We start from the raw sequence: 20,074 nt of genomic DNA, 5'->3' as shown, positions 1-20,074 counted from the left end.
GTTTATCATACCTATGAGGTACATAAATTTTTCTTATTATTACCTATTAGCAGCTCCGAAGCTCCCTGTTCCCTGTTCCCTGTTCCCTGTTCCCTGTTCCCTGTCCCCTGTTCCCTAAAACCCAGAAATTTGTACCTCATGAGGAAAGATAATTGCTATATTGATTAATATTGATAGCGAACATTGAAGTAGAAGCCCTCATCCTGGGCATTGTTACTGCGATCATCCAATTCAACCAGAGGAATGCCATAGTCAAGTCGCAGATTAAGCCCTGTCACTGGCTGCACAATTAGCCCTAAGCCAATACCCGCTAAAAAGCGTTGTGACGGTAACGTATTAGGATTGTCAGGGTTATTCCAGACATAACCCATGTCGAAAAACGGAATTAGTTGTAATGCGGGGTCATCGTCTACGTCTCGATGTAAAGTGATACGGTCTTCAATAGAGAATCTTACTCCATTGTCCCCTGCTCTGATATTTTGACGGTAGCCCCTCAGGGATTGACCACCCCCAAGCAAAAATTGTTGGGGAGGCAATAGGCTATTGGGGGTAAGCTGAACTTCGGTTCCCATAATTAAGAAATTATCCTCTGAGAGAATCTGCAACCGCTGTACTTGACCTACCCAGCGAAAAAAGCGCCCATCAGGTATAGGATCGGGGTTGATAGTGGCATCAAACCAGCCAGTTCCGAGACTCAAAAGCGATCGCAAAAACCAAGTTCCCTCCAAATCCCGACGTAGATACTCTTGTTCAAACTTAATCACGCTCAGGGTAGTCGAGCCATCTTGATCTGGACCAAAGCCAAACCCAAGAGGCTCATCACCCAAAAAAGTCTGACCATCTCTGTAGCTGAATCCTAGAGACAGAGCAAATTCTTCCCGAGGTGTACGGTACAACGGCTGACGAAATCGAATTTCATATAGCTCAGATTCTCCCTCAATATCAAAAACATTGAATGGTGCTTGAGTCACCCGATTACGGTCGATCACTGTTCGCAGTTCTAAGGTACCATTTCGGGGATTGAGGGGAAAGCGATAGCCAATATCAAAAATATTAGACCCCCCAGTGGTCGAACGGCGATAAGTGAAAGAAATTTCATCCCCATTGCCAGTTAGGTTGAGATGCCGAAGATTAAAGCTCATTCGTTCAGAACCAATACTAGGAGGTGAGTAGTTATCAACCCATACACTGCCTTCGAACGGATTAGCTTCCACAACACGAACAATCAGAATGCTCTGTCCTACTTTTGTTCCTTTGCGCAGGCTGGCTTCTATACTTTCCAACTTTGGGTCAAGCCGTAACAATCGTAATTGGTTTTCCAAATCAGTAGTATTGAATGGTGTTCCAGTACCTAACTGGACACGGCTGCGGATATAGTTGGCATTGAGGCGGCGTGTTCCTTCAACTTCGATCTTTTCTATACCCCCTTCTAGGACACGAATTGTAACAATGCCCTTGTTAATGTCAATGGTTTGCTCGGCCAGAATTGCTCTAGTGTTAATATAGCCTTGCTTGAGGTAAACCGTAGTAATAGCATCCGCGACTTCTCTTAGTTGCTCAATAGTCAGGGAGCGTCCTTGATAAGGTTGTATGATCTGCTTAAACTGCTCTGGTGAAAAGATAGTGCTGCCAATGACTTCAATTTTATCAACTTGAATAGTTTGAGAATCAAAAACAGTTAGTTGAGCAGGTGTATTGGGTTTATTATCTAGTAGAACTGGTTCTTCTGAATCTGATCCTATGGGCGCTAATAGTTCACCTATCTGATTTTGATAATTTTCATCAACCAATTGTCCTGACTCCTGAGCGATTTTCTTCTCCTGCTGGTTAACCAGAAGGTTACTTGTGCTTAGAGATCTATGATTGCTTGGCAAAGAGGTTAGGGTTACTGCTAGGGCATCATTACAAGTGCTACAGGCAATTATTAAATACAACGGTGTAAATTTATTTGATATTAATTTATTTAAGAAATACTTAATAAGCACAATTTGAATTAACATCTGATGCCAAAGCAATCCGATCTTCGAGCGCATCGGGTTTTTTATTCTCCTTAGGTGGGGATATCTAGGGATTTTGGGTGACAACGAATGGTTCAAACGTAAACGCCACTAAAAAGCCTAACCCTGATTAGTTCAAAAATTCCAAAAAACTATCACCATCGTCTCTCGCAGTTATAGCTTATATCAAATTCGTTTAACAAAACTCCCTATCCATCCCCACCGTCTTTCACGGTGGGGATGGATAGGGAGACGACAACTAGAGCGCGATTCGTGCTAAAATAAAAGTGGTCGATGACCCTCCTGACTGACTAAAAGGCTACCTTCAAGGTGTAAAAGTACGCTTCAGAGTTCAGGGTTTGAAGTTACCGTAAGTAGAGGGTCGCCTTAATCAAACAGTTTTAACCCTTTTATGCATAGCCGACCAACCATAAAGGCGACCCTCTACTAAGGTTTCGTCTCCGGGAAGAGACTTGCCCCAGCTGGTCAGCTATCGCTGTAATTCCAAGGTAAGTCTGTCGCCAAAATATGCGTCGATAGAAGGCGGATGTCTGCCTGTGGACGCTGAGTAAGACCAAGACGAGCAGGCGCGCGCCTCCTAGGCCGGGGAACCCGGCCTAGGGTCGCGCCTCTGGTTGAGGCATCGGGGACGCGCGCGGGAAACCTCGTTCGCGTAGCGTCGGGCAAAGCCCGAAAGACGAATAAAACCGTCCCTGATTGAACTGAGAATGGGAAGCCCCAACCGAGCGCGAACGCGCCCCGCGTGACCAAAGGTCAAGCAGGTTGGGGTACTTCACTTACCCATAATCAAAATCTCTACCCTGTCTGACCCTGTGGTGGGTTTTCCGCTGTCAGTATAACCTTTGTGTATTTAACAGGTGCGCGCCCGTTCGCACTCAGCGTCGGGCTTTGCCTAAAGGGTCGCACCTATAGCGAATTCAATTCTTAATGGGTCAAGCACACCTATTAACTCTTGGCAAAAAAATCCCTTGGCTAGTGTCGGGGGAACTCTTTAGAAGTATGAAGTGTGAATTCTCACCTTATTATAGGCAATTATAGGCAAATGCTAGTTCTTGAACTATATAGCAATAGTTAGTATATACCTATACAAACTATTAGATAAATTGTATCAAAAGATACAATTTATCTTGACGACTATAAAATCCAATAGTTATAGCATATTTATTTATAATAATCGTCTGCCTTAATTTACTGCTCTTCCGCACTTGTTATGGTAACAAAGCAGTTCAATCATCCTGATCGCCTTATTGGGAATTGCTTGAGCGCCTAATTTTTGCCCTCGAAAAGCCGCTCAGAAACAAGCAATGAACATCACAAACATGGCAGGACTTGGATGATGGCAGGACTTGGTAGTGCAACGACAGCCCAATAGTCTTTGCCATACCAATGGGATCCTACCATAGAAGCTGACGCTTCGCGATGCAAAAGCTGATTTGACTTACCCCACCCAACTTATAAAATATCATTGAAAATTATGGGTGGGGACTGCACTCAATCATTGTGTTCAATTGAACACCATATCAGTATGACATGATGGCGTCTCGCGGATGAACTTCATATTAATTGAGCGAGTTTGCTTGCCATCCGCTGACACTGCCATGATTGGGTAGTCAATCAGAGCATCCTGCAAAGACATCTGGAAGCGGAAGGTACCGTCTGGGTTAATCTTGACCGGAAGTCCATCAATAGTAACGGAAGCATCAGGATCAGTGGTACCATGGATAATTAGCTCCGCATCTGCCAGTAACAACAATTCCGGAGAAGGAGCAGTGGGAGCATAATCCCTCAAACCAGCTCCCGACATGTTTGGAGAAACCCACTTACCAATACCCGAAGGGAAAGCATTGGAAGTTATTGCTGACCTTGGAACTTGCTGCATAGAACTATAAACAGAACCAGCTACTGCCTGAGATTCCCCAGATTGAGTTATGCCAAAGATTTCGCCATAGATAGGGGGATTAGGCATTTCCGAGCTACTCCCATTAGCTGTTTGGCTAGGTGGCAGAAGTTTTAGGACAGTCTTACCCTGTAAATTATCATTCCAGTTGACCGTGATGAATTGGTCTTCCATCCATTTAGAGGGATAGGCTGGGGGGGCATGGATAGGTGCTGAACGGGCCAGAACTAGCCATTGACCATCTTCACAGCGATAACCAATCTCAACTACATAGTCGCGATCGCTAACTGGCATGGGTAGATACCATTCTCGCGCTAGCTCATCACACGGATATTCTTGGATACTATGGGGACTTTGATCATCCAGTTTGATTGCAGTAACATCATAGAGCCTTAGAGCGAGTTGTTGACCTCCCTGAGAGCGCAGTTCTTTTTTATGTTCATTCGGAATCTCCCAATAAGCATAAGACCAATGTGGATCACGAGGCATTAGGACAATCCGGCTTTCACCATAACCTTCTGGTAGCTCTGCTAATCCCTCATCAACAGAAACTAGACTATCACTAGTCGGCTCTTCTTGAGCTAATTCAAACTGGCTTGATTCGTCCTTTGCTTGTGCCTCAATTATCGGCGATGGAGTGGTAGACCTTTTGTGACGTTCTATTGCTTTAATTTCCGCCAATAAGCGTGCTTTACGCATTCTGCTGTATCGAGATATACTATATTCACTCGCAACTCTACGTAATTGCCGTAAAGTCATTTCTTCTAGGGGAGTTCCTTCTTTTGCCATGATTTATTTTCTATACGTTGTTAGGTTGGCTGATAGATTACTGATGTCAATCTTGAGGTGTGACCCGTGCTCGGGTTCCCTGGCCTAGGAGGCGCGCACAAAGAGCGAATTTAATTCTTAAGGTGAGACCCGTGGAGAATTTAATTCTTAATGGTAAGAGCGCACCTAAGGGTCAAGCGCACCTAATTAAAACAAGTTTTAGTTGCTATGAAACTTACCTAAAGTCAGACCTGACTAAAGTTTTTATCCTTCTTGATTCCCAGATTTTAAAGGCGCTACCCTAGGCCGCGAGGGATTGCTCGCGGCCTAGGAGGCGTGCGCCTTGAGGGAAATTACCCGTCTACTGCTTATTCGAAACTTCAGTTATTTTTTCTACCTACAATATGGTAAAGTCAGCCATCGATAATTTGGTTAAATACTAACAAAGCCACATTTTTATGGAATCCTCTGAGCAACTATATATAACAAGAAATTTTTTGGTCAGGTCAAGGGTGAAATCAGCCGATTTCTGGTAAATTCACGCATTTGTCAGAAAAGTGGGACTCAAAATGTCATGAAACTGTGACATCACTCCTCACAACTTAGGACTTCAGTCATCAATATTATCAACTTAGCTACCATAAATGATCTGTAGCCAAGAAGGATAAAACTCTGATCTACTTATCATTGAAATTCCTTATTAATCATTTATCTCTCAGGATTGATGATAAGCAACACTATATGACTACTTTCCTCAGCGGTGAGCGAAGCGTGGCAAGCCAAAGCTAATCGCATCATCAACCATCGACAGGAATAATCATTAGTTTTCCCTTTTCTTTTCGACAGGAATTGACTGGTCAGATATGTTTGTAGTTATCTTACCATCCAACCTTTAATTAACCACTGACCCCCTTGGCGTACTAAGTCATACTTGACTCTTAAGTTATCATTACTCGAAGCTGCCGGACTCAGCATACCATCTTGATATACCTTTGCTTGCTCCTTGACCGCAGCATCTATCACAGCTTGATTAGGATTGGATGTGTTAGTCTCAACTGAGTTAATTTTGACGCTGTGCTTGTAGATCCGGTAAGAGTTATTGGTTTTAGCCGCTTTAGCACTTTTGAGCCAGACAGACAGAGCTGGCTCAGCTAAGATTTTATTAAGTTGCCCTACCTCATGTTTTGGTCCAAAGGCAACTTTCTTAGTGTTTAGCCAGGTTTCGATGACTTGCTGAGCCGTTTCTTGATTTAGAGGACCACTCGGAGCAATGAGCCCACTGCCGCTAGGAGGAATTGGGACTGGAGGTTGGTCAAGCTGCACAAAAAGTTGTTCTCCCTCTAAGGGTGGTTTTGAAAAACTTTTAAGAGCTTTATTGAGCAAAATCAGCAGGATGCCCAGTCCTAGCAAACCTAAAAGACTCAGGAAAATCAGACGTCTTAGTTTAGCCCCTGGTTTGAATCGCTCTGGTGAATGTTCAAGACGATCAGGGGATGAATGATTCAGACTGCTCCGCTGACTTGAGGAATCTTTGACCAAAGGAGCGCCTCTAGACCACCCAACTGAGGTGGTTGAATTTTGACTATCCAGGGTTTTGCCTGACTTGCCCCCACCCAGAAAGCTACCTAAGGACTGACGCCTACGACGCCGTCCATGACTCCGCAAGCCTGTTGTGTTTGACTCTAAGTCCTGAGAGGTTTGTGGTTCTGAGCCATTTGATGAGTGGGATATCCCTTGACCTGTAGGCAAACTTGATACCCCATTAGTGGTTAAGCGATCGCTATTGACCCCGTTTTGACTAACACCGTTTGCCAACGCCGCACTTGGCCACCTTGATCCCACCGTTACTGGTTCTGCAGTTGTCTGTGAGCCTTGGCCATTGCTTAGTCTATCTTGCCCCAGCATGCTTTTAGAAGAGCCTACTGTTGCATAGGTGGTTGTTTGGGAAGGTACAACCGTCCACTGATTGCTAGTTTGCTCAGATGAATCTGGTAAATTTTCTAGATAGGCTTGTACTTGCTCATCAGCAAAGTATTGCTTCAAAGAAACCTTCTGATTGGCCAGATCCCGGAAGTGGGGAAATACCGATTCTTGTAGCCAACGCTCTCCGTACAGGCATAATCCTGGCAATAAGTCTGGGGAATTTTGAGAATGTTCCCGAATGAAAGCTAGGGCTTCGTATTCCTGGCTCAGTTCCAAGGCACGACTGGCTTCTTCCGTTTGGCCCAGAAGCAGAGCACACACCCCTTGTTCTAAGTGAACATCCTGCCGCTTCCCCAAACGCATCAGCATTTTCTTGGCACGAGCAATCAAAGCCGGTTCTCTGTGGGCAAATCCCCTTGCTAGTAATGCGTAAACAGCTAGGTATGTAGCAACAGCTGAAGGACGTCGTGCTTCAGCTTCAAATAAGGTTTGCTGTTGGTTGGAGGTAAGATAGCCTCGTAACTGTTGGATAAAGCGAAGAAAGTCATCAATCCCTAAACCAGATTGGTCATTACCAGTGCCATCAATCCCTCGGCGCTCCTGTAACATTTCTTGGAGCAACCGCAAGCCTTTGCGACGCTCAATGGCTTTTTCTTCTGGCAGGGCTAATAATTCTAAAATCCGATAAGGGCGAAGTTTATAGAGGTCTGCCTGGATTTCCCCTCGAACACTCGGAAATAAGCCTTCTTGTAGGAGTAATTGTTGTCCAGTTTCTAGGGACATAGCTGCGTTTTCATACTCCCCTTGCTGCCATTCCTCTCGACCTAGCTCTAAGCAGGCTATAGCTAAGGTCAAAACTACGTCGGGTCGAACAAGTTGGGGATCCCCCAATTTCCCCTGACTTAATCCAACGCTGTTACCTTTTTCCAGTAACGGTTGCGCCAGTTTTATAATCAGTTCGTATTCCCCAAGTTCTTGAAGAATCAGTAAGCTTCCGAGTAATTGGTCGTTATCAATTTCAATCGTGGGAGTGTGAGCTTCGACGGTTTCACCTGTTACTGTTTGATTAGTATCAGGAGCACCCGCCACTGATGGGTGTTGCTCTTGGAGTTGATAAGCTTTGGCAATCAAGCCAGCATCATACTCCTCTCTTGTTTCGGGGTCACTCAAAACCCCGTAGGCTTTTTCAAGGAGAGTTTTACGAGAGGCTATTGCTGCTTCCGAATATTCTCGGCGCGGTAGTTGTAAGGTACGATCACGATAGGCTTGGCTGAGCTGTTGGGCTGTAGCCTGAATCGGCAATCCTAATATGCGGTAGTAATCGAGCGGAATGCGCACGGTTCACTTCCCCAGCTTTTCGAGCAACTGAATGAGTTGATGATAGCCCATATCGTACTCCCTAAACTGGCTATAGCTATTTATCTGTCACTTTAAAAGACACAGTATCGCAGCTAACCGGTTTTGTCGAGTCCCTAAACACTATTAATTCTAGCAATTAGGGTGGATCATCTTCTTTAATTAACTTTAATTAAACTAAAACACTAAAGGAGTAGTGTGATTTTAAGTCAAGTCAACTTGACCTAACTATTACCTCTAGGCTTGACCTATAAGATAAATTCTGGAAGATAAATCCTGTAGGCTTGAGTGAAACTTTATAATAGCTTTGCTTAAATTGGCTAAACAAGTAGTTTGGCTAAATGCCAGTATAGTGTTGGGACAAGTATAGGACAAATTAATGGCTCAGGAAAGAACTTTACCTAAAGTAGAGGATTACAGACCCATTACCAGCGCAGAAGGATTACTCCTTTACGAGGATATGATGCTCGGGCGCTTGTTTGAGGACAAATGTGCTGAAATGTACTATCGGGGCAAAATGTTTGGTTTTGTCCACCTCTACAACGGTCAAGAGGCAGTGTCAACAGGAGTCATCAAGGCGTTGCGTAATGGTGAAGACTTTGTTAGTAGCACCTATCGTGACCACGTCCATGCCTTAAGTGCAGGAGTGCCAGCACGGGAAGTGATGGCAGAGTTATTTGGCAAAGCAACAGGCTGCAGCAAGGGACGCGGTGGTTCAATGCATATGTTCTCACAAGAACATAATCTCCTAGGAGGCTATGCCTTTGTAGCTGAGGGGATTCCCGTTGCCACGGGTAGTGCTTTCCAAAGTAAATACCGTCGCGAAGCCTTGGGGGATGAGAGTGCTGATCAAGTCACCGCTTGCTTTTTCGGTGATGGAGCTTGCAATAATGGTCAGTTCTTTGAATGTTTGAATATGGCAGCCCTTTGGAAACTGCCCGTTATCTATGTCGTGGAAAACAACAAGTGGGCAATTGGGATGGCTCATGAACGGGCAACATCCCAGCCAGAAATTTATAAAAAAGCCAGTGTATTCGGCATGGCTGGAGTAGAAGTTGATGGCATGGATGTAATGGCTGTCAGAACTGTTGCCCAAGAAGCGATCGCTCGGGCTCGTGCAGGAGAAGGCCCAACCCTGATTGAAGCCCTGACCTACCGCTTCCGAGGTCACTCTCTGGCTGATCCTGATGAACTCCGCTCCAAAGAAGAGAAGGAATTCTGGTTAACTCGCGATCCCATTAAAAAGATGGCAAGTTACCTGACAGACAATAATCTAGCTACTCCCGAAGAACTCAAAGCCATTGAGAGCAAAATCCAGGAAGTGATTAATGATGCAGTTGAGTTTGCCCAATCCAGTCCTGAACCTGACCCTAGTGAACTATATCGCTATGTTTTTGCTGAAGATTAGCTTAATCCGCGATTCATCTCACACTCATGGCGAGCGCATGTTCGTTGTGAGATGAATCGCGGACAGGAACTGTCTTGCATAGGTTGAAAAATGCTATAATGAAAATAGTAGGGAAGACAAATTAAGAGCTAACCGCCACCTACTAAGTCAAAATTGAACTTTTTTGTATTGTTCCGGTGCGGAGGGGCATCCCGGAGAGGAAACCTTAGAAGAGTGGAGCCTTAATCATAAAGTTTTAACCCTGTTATGCATAGCCTGCTAACCATAAAGGCTCCACTCTTCTTGCGGTAACTTCTGACCGTATCGTTAATAAAGCTTACCGAGTATCCTAAGCGATGGCCGGAGTTGGTAAGAAGCCCACACTGTAATCTTGGCCAAAGGCCAGGCTAAGCGAAGGATTCAGTGTGGGAGTATGTCACTTACGGTCTCAATCCTAGGAGTGCCATCGGCTGGTACCCAGGCAATGTAGGTGATACCGTGACCCAGGGCGTATTCTCTAATTTGTGCTGGTGAGCGTCCCCCTAAATCCATTTCTACCCTGACCAAATGCTCAGAATCTCTAAGTTTTTGGGCATAGGTAAGAGCGATTGCCTCAGCTTCGGGCAATTCTGGCACTACTAACCAATCACTAGCTGGTGTTCGGCTGGGTAGTTGATTACTGGACAGTAAGACATAATGAAGGTCTTCTAGGTTGAGGCAAAAACCAACTCCAGGGTAGTTTTCTCCTTGAGGATGATATACACTCAGCAATTGATCGTACCGCCCTCCCTGACCTAAAACTCGGCTAGAGCCCTCGCTACTACTGACTACTTCAAAGACAATACCAGTGTAATAGTCAAAGGTTTGTACTAATGTCAGGTCAAGAACGATCGGTAAGGGGCTAGGGGAACTACTATTTAAAAGTTCCACCAGGGATTTGAGATTGGTCACAATCTCGTGTTCTGATGAGTCTAAATCCAAGCTAGCAACCTTTTGCAAAACATCAGCAGGGTCTCCCCTCAGGTCAAAGAGAAACAATGCCCGCTCTCGCAATTCTGGAGAGAGGGGTAAGGTTTCTAGGCTAACCCGGTCAAGATAGGCAATAGCTTGACGAACCTTTGTTTGCATAGGTTTGGGGAAGGGAGACAAAAGCGATCGCGTTAGCCGAGCTTCTCCCAAAATCAGGTGCCACTGCTGTAACCCTAAATTATTAAGACAATCGGCTAGCAACAGCAAAATTTCCCCATCTGCCAAGAGCCCACCAACTCCCAATAATTCTACCCCCGACTGGTAAAACTCTAGTTGACGTCCGTGGTGACCTATACTTGGTCGTCGAAATACATTGGCATTGTAATAGAGTCGCTGGGGTAAGGATAGGCAGGCTTCACTATTACTGCCAGCAATACGAGTGACCATTGCTCTGGCTATGGATGCCGTTAATTCTGGACGCAGCCCCAGCGTTCCTTCCTCAGCATCGTGCAACTGGATGACCGTGGAACGTTCAACAGCTCCTCCTGCCATCAGGGTATCCAACCATTCTAGGGTTGATGTGATAATCCGGTGATAACTCCAGCGGTGAAATACTTGCTGTAAGTGGTTAGCAATCCAGCGTTTTTGGGTAACTTCTAGGGGGAGTAAATCCCTTGCCCCTGGGGGTGGTTGATGAATCATTACTTTTTCTTTCCACCAAATAAACCACCAAATAAGCCACCACCAGATTTATTGGAAGGTTTCCCTTTAGCTGCTTCAGGCGAAACTTTTGGTTGGCTACCGCCACTTTTGGGGGTTAATTCATTGAGAATCTGTTTCGCCTTCAATGCTTTTTCGTTCTGAGGGTTCAATTGCAACGCCTTATTAATGTGTACTTTAGCCATTGTCCCCTTATTTTGCTTCAAATAAGCAATTCCCAATAAACTATGGCAGTCGCTATTGTTTTGGTCCAACTTCAGAGCTTCTCGCAACTCCAGAACTGCCGCAGCAAAATTGTTTTTCACCAAATATCCTTCAGCACGGCGGATATAGCTATCCACTCGTGATACTCCCTTAGGCCCAACCGACCCTCCCTGTGATGTGCCAGCGGTACTAGTCTGACTATTTGGCTGGGTCACACCAGTTCCTTGAGTTTTCACAGGGGTTGACACAGAAGTTTTTACCGTTTCGCCCTTACCACTTTTACACATCAAATAAACTAGGTTAAGTTCACTGATTTCGGCAATTTTTGCCAAGGCTTGGTCAAGGGCTTGGTATTGCTCTGATGCTAGGTGGTCAACTGAGGTTTTGTAAAGATTATCTAAATTTGCCCCTGCTTGTAATAATTGCTTAGCCGTTGCGCTAGCCAGGGAAATCTTATCTCCTTGAGCCCCTAACCGCTTACTCAAGTGGCTTAGACTAGCAGCATAGTCACGATGACCTCTAGAGAGCTGTTCATAAGCGGGATTAACCAGCCGTGTTAACAGCAGATTTGCTTGTTTTTTTTCCGCTTCAGTACTGGCTTTGCAACTGTCGGGATGCAAACGTCTAGCAATTTGAAGGTAGCGTTGACGGACTGCCTTAACATCCGCATCAACTGGAATTCCTAAAACTGCGTGGTAGTCAGTGAAATCAAGCTTGAAGAGTCCGTATTCAATTTTCAAAGACATAGGCAACTGTTCCATCTCAACTGCTGCAAGGCTCGTTTCTAGTATCTCTTAGATTAGATAATCTTAGTTTGTTTGGGTAATAAAAAGCAGCTGCTTCGTTGAAGAAGCAGCTGTAATTAGCTATAGGTGCGCGACCGTTCGCGCCCCGCGTTGGCTTTGCCGAAAGGCGCGCACGGCCACGGGAATTTAATTCTTAATGGTAAGAGCGCACCTATAGTCCAATTAGAGTACTTTAATTAATTCCGTAGGCTTTAGTAATCAAAATCTCCACCCATACCAGCACCAGCAGGAGCATTGTCCTTAGGCTCAGGCTTGTCTACCACAATACACTCAGTGGTCAACACCATACCTGCGATGGAAGCGGCATTTTGGAGAGCAGAACGAGTTACCTTAGCTGGGTCAACGATACCAGCTTCAAACATATCTACAAACTCACCATTGGAAGCATTGTAGCCAACGTTAAATTCTTTTTCTTTAACTCGCTCAGCGATCACCGCACCATTCTGACCAGCGTTCTGGGCAATTCGCTTCAGAGGTGAAGACAAGGCACGAGAAACAATCATAGCACCGGTAAGTTCTTCAGCCTTAAGGTTCTCGTTTGCCCAAGTTTCTAGCTCAGGAGTCAGGTGAGCTAGAGTTGTGCCACCACCAGGGACAATACCTTCTTCCACAGCTGCCTTAGTAGCGTTGATGGCATCTTCCAAACGCAGCTTGCGGTCTTTCATTTCCGTTTCTGTCGCAGCACCCACTTTAATCACTGCGACACCACCAGCCAGCTTAGCTAACCGCTCTTGCAGTTTTTCTTTGTCGTAGGAAGAATCCGTTTCGTCCATCTGACGGCGGATTTGCTCACAACGAGCCTTCACTGCATTTTCGTTACCTTCAGCAACGATAGTAGTGTTGTCCTTAGTTATGGTCACACGACGGGATTTACCAAGCATTTCCAGCTTGGCGTTGTCAAGCTTTAGACCTGCATCTTCAGTGATTACTTGTGCACCAGTTAGAGTAGCAATGTCCTCCAGCATAGCCTTACGGCGATCCCCAAAGCCAGGAGCCTTGACAGCTGCCACATTCAAAACACCCCGTAGGCGGTTGACCACCAAGGTTGCCAGGGCTTCTTTCTCAATGTCCTCAGCAATAATCAGCAACGGCTTGCCAGAACGAGCCACTTGCTCAAGTACTGGCACCAGATCTTGTACCAGGGTAATTTTCTTGTCAGTGAGCAGGAGGTGAGGTTCTTCTAGAACTGCTTCCATCCGCTCAGTGTCAGTAGCAAAGTAGGGAGAGATATAGCCTTTGTCAAAGCGCATCCCTTCAGTAATTTCTAGTTCAGTGGTCATAGACTTCCCTTCTTCAAGGGAAATCACGCCCTCTTTGCCCACTTTGTCCATTGCGTCAGCAATCATCTGACCAACGGTCTCATCGTTACCCGCAGAAATAGAACCAACTTGGGCAACGGCTTTAGAGTCTTCTACTGGACGAGCATGTTCAGCAATCTTGTCCACCAGAAACGCAGTAGCTTTATCAATACCCCGCTTCAGGGCGATCGGGTTAGCACCCGCAGCAACGTTGCGCAAGCCTTCTTTGACCACAGCATGAGCTAGTACCGTAGCGGTTGTAGTCCCATCACCAGCAGCATCATTGGTTTTTGAAGCTGCTTGCCGAATCAGAGAAACACCAGTGTTTTCAATGTGGTCTTCCAGTTCAATCTCTTTAGCAATGGTGACACCGTCATTAACAATTTGAGGAGCACCAAACTTCTTCTCTAACACTACGTTGCGACCTTTTGGTCCAAGGGTGACAGCTACAGCTTCAGTCAGAGTGTCCATTCCCTTTTCTAGGGCGCGACGAGCATTTTCGTTGTAAATAATGCGCTTAGCCATAGGTTTTGAATTCAGTTCCTAAGGGTTATTAAGGTTGAACGTGAAAGGTTGAAGGTGAAAGGTTTAAAATTTAAGGGTTCAACTTGTTTGCTGTTTACTCACCTTCAAGGTGTTAGCTGACGACTGCCAAGATGTCTTTCTCTGACAACAAAACGTACTCTTCGTTGCCTAGCTTAATATCGGTACCAGCGTACTTTGAGTAAAGTACCTTGTCCCCTACTTTGACTTCGAGAGCAGCGTGAGAACCATCATCGTTGCGCTTGCCAGGTCCGGTGGCTACAATTTCCCCAACTTGAGGCTTTTCCTTAGCGTTATCCGGTAGTAGGATACCGCCAGCAGTTTTTTCTTCAGCGGCGCTTACCTTAACAAAAACTCGATCCCCTAAGGGCTTAACGGTGGAAACACTCAGAGTTACAGCTGCCATATCAGTTTTTCCTCTCTACTTCATCTGAGCCGATTTAGCACTCTCAGCTCCTGAGTGCTAATTTACTCAAAATCAGCAGGAGATGGCAATAAATACCTCTGTACGGGTTCCCGAACTCATAGCAGGTTAACAGATGGCGAATGCACGGATGATATAGCTTTGAGTTATTCTCTGTGTATGCCTATGAGTATGCTGTAGCTTGTACCTGTTTCATTGAAGGCTTGACCTTAGTCCCAGGAATTGCTGAAAAAAACATAACTGCAACCAATGGACTGCTGATCACTGATAACTAAAACAAGCAAATAGATATAACAAATATATTCTTACTCTCGCCCTTTCCACTCATCCTCACACAAAAGCCCTAAAACTCATGCCAGCAGACAAAACTGAGCCCTCAGCTACCCAAGCATCTAATTCTGATAATTCGGAAATTTCTGACACTTCGACTTTCGAAGTATCAGAGCAAAGTCCCCTAGCTGCTAACATAAAGAGCTTAGGACTTAATCAAATTCAGCGTCACATTTTCCTGTGTGCTGATCAAACTAAACCCAAATGCTGCTCAAAAGAAATTAGCCTTGAATCCTGGGAATATCTCAAAAAACGCCTTAAAGAACTAAAACTAGACCAGCCCAAGGATGTTCAAGCAAGTTGCATTTTTCGCACCAAGGCTAATTGTCTGCGAGTCTGTACCTCTGGTCCTGTGATGGTAGTTTACCCAGACGGTGTTTGGTATCACAGTGCTACTCCTGAGGTGATTGAACGGATTATTCAAGAGCATATTATTGGCAACCAAGTTTTAGAGGACTATGCTTTTTTAGTTCATCCTTTGCCAGAAACTATTCCAACATCTGTTTCAGACTAACAGGCAATGGAAGCAGATCGTCCGCAACCCCAACCAGGTTAACATCTAGCGTGGTCATGAACCCCACCTTTGCGACACAACGGGTTCTAAAATCTACTGACTTGGCCAGTCTAGGGTTCCGGGGGCAAAGTTTAAGTTCCGTATGAACCCTACCAACCCTAATTATGGTGAGGTAGGATTATTGGTTGGAGAGTTATAGCAGCTTGGTAACTTCCAAGCATTAGAAAAGGCAAGAGGTACTACCACTATTTACGAAAATTAAGCAAGCAAATTATAACAAACGTTACAGTTATGAAGGACAATGCTGTAAGAGAGCAAAAAAAACTGCTGCTGATTGATGATGACCCCAACCTGATATTACTAGTCAAGGACTACCTCGAGTTTCGGGGATACCAAGTGATTACTGCTGAACATGGAAAAGAAGCTCTGGACATTTTAGAGCAGGATATTCCTGATATGATTATCTGTGACGTAATGATGCCAGAGATGGACGGCTATACCCTGGTAGAAAAGGTCAGAGATGATTCTCGCACCAGCTGGATTCCCATACTATTTCTCTCAGCCAAGGGTCAAAGCCAAGATCGAGTAAAGGGACTCAATAAGGGTGCGGATGTTTATATGGTGAAGCCTTTTGAGCCAGAAGAACTGGTAGCACAGGTGGAATCCTCCCTCAAGCAAGCTTCTCGTCTAATCCTTCATTCAGGTTCTGGCCCAGACAGCACACCCAAAATTAAGGTTCCTTACGATGTTGAGTTGACTCCTACTGAGCTAAAGGTTGTCCAGTTTGTGGCAAGAGGTATGGCAAATCGGGAAATAGCTGAGAAACTGAATGTTTCTCAGCGTACCATAGAAAGTCATGTATCGAACATGCTAGGGAAAACTGGTCTCCATAACCGTACTGAATTAGCTCGTTGGGCAATTGAAAATAGTATGGCATAACGCTCCGTACGCTGATTGGTAAATCCTAGAAAGCCAACCTTGACCATTCACTAATCACACAAGGACTAAGCTCGTGAGCCCAGAAACTATTGTTAACAATCCCTCGCCACCGGCAGAGTCAGCTCCGGCTGGGGGGGCACCTTATGACCTAACTGCATTCGATGCTAGGGTCATGAAAACCTATGGACGCTTTCCTATTGCCTTAGAGTGGGGTGCCGGTTGCCATGTCTGGGATACTTCTGGGCGAGACTATCTTGACTTTGTGGCAGGGATTGCTACCTGTACCTTAGGTCATGCTCACCCAGTTGTGGTAGAAACGGTAATTAAGCAAATCCAAAAGCTAAACCATGTTTCCAATCTCTACTACATTCCAGAGCAAGGGGCATTAGCGAAGTGGCTCATTGACCATTCTTGTGCAGAACGAGTATTTTTCTGTAACTCGGGAGCGGAGGCTAATGAAGCTGCTATCAAACTGGCACGGAAATATGGCCACACTGTGCTCGATATTGAACAGCCAGTGATTTTGACTGCTAACTCTAGTTTCCATGGGCGAACCTTAGCAACAATCACGGCTACTGGTCAGCCTAAGTACCAAAAAAACTTTGACCCTTTGGTACCTGGGTTCGAGTACGTACCCTATAACGATATTCAGGCATTGGAAAATGCGATCGCAGATATTGATGAGGGAAATCGGCGGGTAGCAGCAGTGATGCTCGAACCATTGCAGGGAGAAGGGGGTGTTCGCCCAGGAGACCTAGACTACTTCCAGCAAGTTAGAAAGATCTGTAATGAAACTGGCATCCTACTGATTCTAGATGAAGTTCAGGTGGGTATGGGTCGCACTGGTAAATACTGGGGCTATCAGAATCTGGGAATAGAGCCAGATATCTTCACCAGTGCTAAGGGATTGGCTGGTGGCATTCCCATTGGAGCGATGATGTCTAAGAAATTCTGTGATATCTTCCAACCGGGAGAGCACGCTAGCACCTTTGGTGGTAATCCCTTTGTCTGTGCAGTTGCCCTATCTGTAGGAAAAACCTTGGAACAGGAGAATATTTTGCAAAATGTTCAGGTGCGGGGTGAACAGCTGCGCACCAGACTCTCAGCGATCGCTGATAAATATCCCGAAGTGATTGAAGAAGTGCGAGGCTGGGGTTTAATTAATGGGCTTGAACTGAAATCAAATATTGATCTAACTTCAATCGATGTAGTTAAAGCTGTGATGGAACGGGGTTTGTTGTTGGTACCAGCAGGACCAAAGGTAGTTCGCTTTGTTCCACCCCTAATTGTCTCAGCCGAGGAAGTTGACCAAGCGGCTCTTATCGTAGAGCAAGCCTTACAAGCTTTAGCTTAACCGTCAACCCTCAACCGTCAAGTATCAACAATCTCGATAATCTTGACGTTAACTTGACCCTCACCTAACTGAATTTGTAGTTCTTCTCCAGAAGCCAAATTCTCTGTAGACGAAGCAATAGTTCCCCCTGCGGTGCGCACTAGTGCATAGCCTCGTTGTAGGACTTTTTGAGGGTCAAGGCTATTGAGCTTTTCCCTGAGAAGTTGATAGTGCTGGTACCCTTGGCTCAGACGCTTTGATGTCACTTGTAACAATCGCTGATGCTGGAATTCAATCGCATTTTGTTCCTGGTGTAGTTGTTGGTCTAGAGCTAGGTGTCGCAATCGTGTTCGTAGATGGTGCAGTTTATGGCAAGATGCCTCTGTGATTTGAGTCACCGCTTGATAAAGGGTCGTCCGCCGCTGTTGATGTTCAGCATAAAGGGTGATCAGTTCTGGTACAGCTTTTTCCGCTGCTGCTGTCGGGGTGTGAGCACTGTGATCAGCTACTAAGTCAGCTAAAGATTCATCCCGTTGATGACCAATACCGGTGATCACCGGTATTGAGCATTGAGCAATTGCTCGCACCACCCGTTCATCATTGAAACAAGCTAAATCCTCTGATGCTCCACCCCCCCGAGCTAATATCAGTAGTTTGGCTCTGCCATCCCGCTCGACTCGATCAATAGCGTTAACTATTGATGCGATCGCAAGTTCCCCCTGAACCTGAGCCGGTGAAAACAAGACTCGTAAACCAGGATACCGTTGCTGTAGTGTACGTTTAATATCTCCCCAAGCAGCCGCTTGGGGAGAGGTAACCACAGCAATAGTTTCAGGATGAATCGGCAGGGGGCGCTTTCGTTGTGGGTCAAATAATCCTTCGGCTTCAAATCGTTGGCGTAATTGGCGTGAGCGCAAGGCTTGCAACCCCTCACCCGCCGGTAAGGCTTGCCAGACATTCAGCTGATACTGTCCCCGCTGAGGATAAACTCGGAGGCTGCCCAAAATAATCAACTGTTCTCCTACTGCTGGTAGCTGCACCAGCTTGCTTAACTGGCTCCTCCAGGCTACACACTGTATAGTAGCCTTGGCATCTGGGTCTTGGAGGGTAAAAAACATCCCTTTTGGATGGTGGTTGCTACTAGAAACTTCTCCAATCACCCAAACTCTATGGAGTTGGTTATCTTCCTCTAACAACTCTTGGATATAGTCGGTTAACCCAGCAACCGACACAATTGCTTCTGAGAATAGGGAATTGATTGTAGATGAGTTCATTGTATCGGTAATCGTTAATAAATTAATAATTTTTCATATCATGCTCTTGATTGTTTCCTAGTGACTGATCAAGGCTTTTGCTGATTCTATATAATCAATTTTAGTTAAATCCTGAACAAAAGTATTTCCTAGTGGGTAGCCCATGCCAAGATTCATACCCATAGCAACAGGTGCGCGCCCGTTCGCGCCCCGCGTCTCCTACGGAGAACGGAAAGCGAAGCTATCAGAAAATTTCACTAGTTCCTTTCAGATAATTTCTTTACAAATAAGTACTTTTGTACTATACTTTACCCAAGTACTGATCCTCCTCAGCATTCCTACCCAGCTTAACCAAGCAGTTTTGCAGAGAGGAGTAACTTAGTTAAAAATTCGCGGTACAACGCGATACTATAAGTATGTTGTTAACTGTAGTTCGGGGACTAAGTAGCTTAAACCAATAGTGTGCCAGACTTATGCAAAGAGCCTTCAAGACCCAATTAAAACTGAATAACAGACAAAAAACCTTGATGGCTCAACACGCCGGCTATTCAAGATGGGTTTGGAATTGGGCTTTAAATATATGGAACGAAGCTTATCAAGCCGGTTTAAAACCTTCCGCTAACAAGCTTAAAAAGTTCTACACCAATCATGTGAAGCCTCAATATCCCTGGCAAGCTACCTTAAGTTCTAGGGTTTATCAATTCGTCTTCATGCACTTAGGAGAAGCATTCAATCGCTTTTTCAAAGGTACGGCTCAACATCCGAAATTCAAGAAAAAAGGTAGAAATGATAGCTTTACCCTGGATAACTGTGGGAAGGTGATCGAGTTTTCAGGAACTCGATTAAAACTCCCCTTTATTGGATGGGTTAGCACCTATGAACCTCTACCCGAAATCCAGACTAAGCGAGTCACAATCAGTCGAGTAGCTAATTCTTGGTATATCTCTGTAGCCTACGAATTTGAGTCGGAATCTACCCCAAAGTCTAGAGAATATCTGGGTGTTGATGTGGGAGTTAAAGTTTTAGCTACCTGTTCGGATGGGACTGTATTTCATAATCCCAGAGCATACAAGCAAGCTCAAAATAAACTAGCCCGACTTCAAAGAGAACTATCTAGAAGACAGATAGGTTCTAACAACAGAAATAAGACTCAGCTGAAATTAGCGAAAGTTCATCAACGCATCGCTAACATCCGGAAAGATGCAATCCATAAATTAACCTCTTGGCTTTGCAAGAACCACGCAGTCATTGGGTTAGAAAATTTGAATGTTTCCGGTCTGTTGAAAAACCACAAAGCACGCAGGTGCTATAGCCGATGCCGCTCTTTATGAAATTCGTCGCCAGGTCGAATATAAGTCGGAGTGGTACGGCTGCCAACTGGTTTTTGCGGAT

The 20,074-nt window shown here is 45.2% G+C and carries 12 protein-coding genes and 1 pseudogene; 5 read left to right on the top strand and 8 right to left on the bottom strand.

Features of this window, described 5'->3' with window-relative positions:
- Window positions 1–164 precede the first annotated feature (164 nt).
- From F6K46_RS23310 to F6K46_RS23300, 3 genes are all read right to left on the bottom strand, one after another.
- The gene (locus tag F6K46_RS23310; RefSeq protein ID WP_293063301.1) at window positions 165–2,033 is read right to left on the bottom strand and encodes a ShlB/FhaC/HecB family hemolysin secretion/activation protein; all 1,869 of its coding nucleotides are present in this window, start codon (window positions 2,031–2,033) and stop codon (window positions 165–167) included.
- A gap of 1,489 nt (window positions 2,034–3,522) precedes the next feature.
- Window positions 3,523–4,704 carry a DUF4912 domain-containing protein gene (locus F6K46_RS23305; protein ID WP_293063299.1) on the bottom strand — a complete coding sequence of 394 codons (1,182 nt, stop codon included), beginning with the start codon at window positions 4,702–4,704 and terminating at the stop codon, window positions 3,523–3,525.
- Between the two features lie 852 nt (window positions 4,705–5,556).
- Entirely contained in the window at window positions 5,557–7,944 is a 2,388-nt protein-coding gene (locus F6K46_RS23300) for an IMS domain-containing protein (protein WP_293063297.1), read from the bottom strand.
- A 397-nt stretch (window positions 7,945–8,341) separates the two neighbouring features.
- Between F6K46_RS23300 and pdhA the strand changes: the two genes are divergently transcribed.
- Window positions 8,342–9,370, top strand: coding sequence for a pyruvate dehydrogenase (acetyl-transferring) E1 component subunit alpha (gene pdhA, locus F6K46_RS23295; RefSeq protein WP_075900663.1), 1,029 nt, complete (start codon window positions 8,342–8,344; stop codon window positions 9,368–9,370).
- 399 nt (window positions 9,371–9,769) lie between these two features.
- Here the strand turns inward: pdhA and F6K46_RS23290 are convergent, their stop codons facing one another.
- The 4 genes from F6K46_RS23290 to groES all read right to left on the bottom strand — a co-directional run bounded on the left by F6K46_RS23290 (window position 9,770) and on the right by groES (window position 14,295).
- Complete coding sequence (locus F6K46_RS23290; RefSeq protein ID WP_075900665.1) at window positions 9,770–11,020, bottom strand: ATP phosphoribosyltransferase regulatory subunit; 1,251 nt, start codon at window positions 11,018–11,020, stop codon at window positions 9,770–9,772.
- Window positions 11,020–11,988 carry a DnaJ domain-containing protein gene (locus F6K46_RS23285; RefSeq protein WP_293063294.1) on the bottom strand — a complete coding sequence of 323 codons (969 nt, stop codon included), beginning with the start codon at window positions 11,986–11,988 and terminating at the stop codon, window positions 11,020–11,022. Before F6K46_RS23285 ends, F6K46_RS23290 begins: the two co-directional genes overlap by 1 nt.
- Before the next feature lie 251 nt (window positions 11,989–12,239).
- On the bottom strand, window positions 12,240–13,871 hold the full coding sequence (gene groL / locus F6K46_RS23280) for a chaperonin GroEL (protein ID WP_293063292.1): 1,632 nt from the start codon (window positions 13,869–13,871) through the stop codon (window positions 12,240–12,242).
- Window positions 13,872–13,983: 112 nt separating this feature from the next.
- On the bottom strand, window positions 13,984–14,295 hold the full coding sequence (gene groES / locus F6K46_RS23275; protein ID WP_008180318.1) for a co-chaperone GroES: 312 nt from the start codon (window positions 14,293–14,295) through the stop codon (window positions 13,984–13,986).
- Between the two features lie 370 nt (window positions 14,296–14,665).
- On the opposite strand from groES, the gene F6K46_RS23270 reads away from it, so the two are divergent.
- The 3 genes from F6K46_RS23270 (at window position 14,666) to F6K46_RS23260 (ending at window position 17,450) form a co-directional block, all read left to right on the top strand.
- The gene (locus tag F6K46_RS23270) at window positions 14,666–15,157 is read left to right on the top strand and encodes a ferredoxin (protein WP_293063290.1); all 492 of its coding nucleotides are present in this window, start codon (window positions 14,666–14,668) and stop codon (window positions 15,155–15,157) included.
- Between the two features lie 291 nt (window positions 15,158–15,448).
- Complete coding sequence (locus tag F6K46_RS23265) at window positions 15,449–16,096, top strand: response regulator transcription factor (RefSeq protein ID WP_070393620.1); 648 nt, start codon at window positions 15,449–15,451, stop codon at window positions 16,094–16,096.
- A 73-nt stretch (window positions 16,097–16,169) separates the two neighbouring features.
- Window positions 16,170–17,450: an aspartate aminotransferase family protein gene (locus F6K46_RS23260; RefSeq protein ID WP_293063287.1), complete on the top strand. Its 1,281-nt coding sequence runs from the start codon at window positions 16,170–16,172 to the stop codon at window positions 17,448–17,450.
- Between the two features lie 17 nt (window positions 17,451–17,467).
- Here the strand turns inward: F6K46_RS23260 and xseA are convergent, their stop codons facing one another.
- Complete coding sequence (gene xseA, locus F6K46_RS23255) at window positions 17,468–18,703, bottom strand: exodeoxyribonuclease VII large subunit (protein ID WP_293063285.1); 1,236 nt, start codon at window positions 18,701–18,703, stop codon at window positions 17,468–17,470.
- A 452-nt stretch (window positions 18,704–19,155) separates the two neighbouring features.
- Between xseA and F6K46_RS23250 the strand changes: the two are divergent.
- Window positions 19,156–20,074, top strand: a pseudogene (locus tag F6K46_RS23250) (RNA-guided endonuclease TnpB family protein); the annotation flags it as partial.

It is taken from the genome of Moorena sp. SIO3E8 (assembly GCF_010692445.1).
Lineage (GTDB): Bacteria > Cyanobacteriota > Cyanobacteriia > Cyanobacteriales > Coleofasciculaceae > Moorena > Moorena bouillonii.
This window is presented reverse-complemented; position numbering and strand designations above follow the sequence as displayed.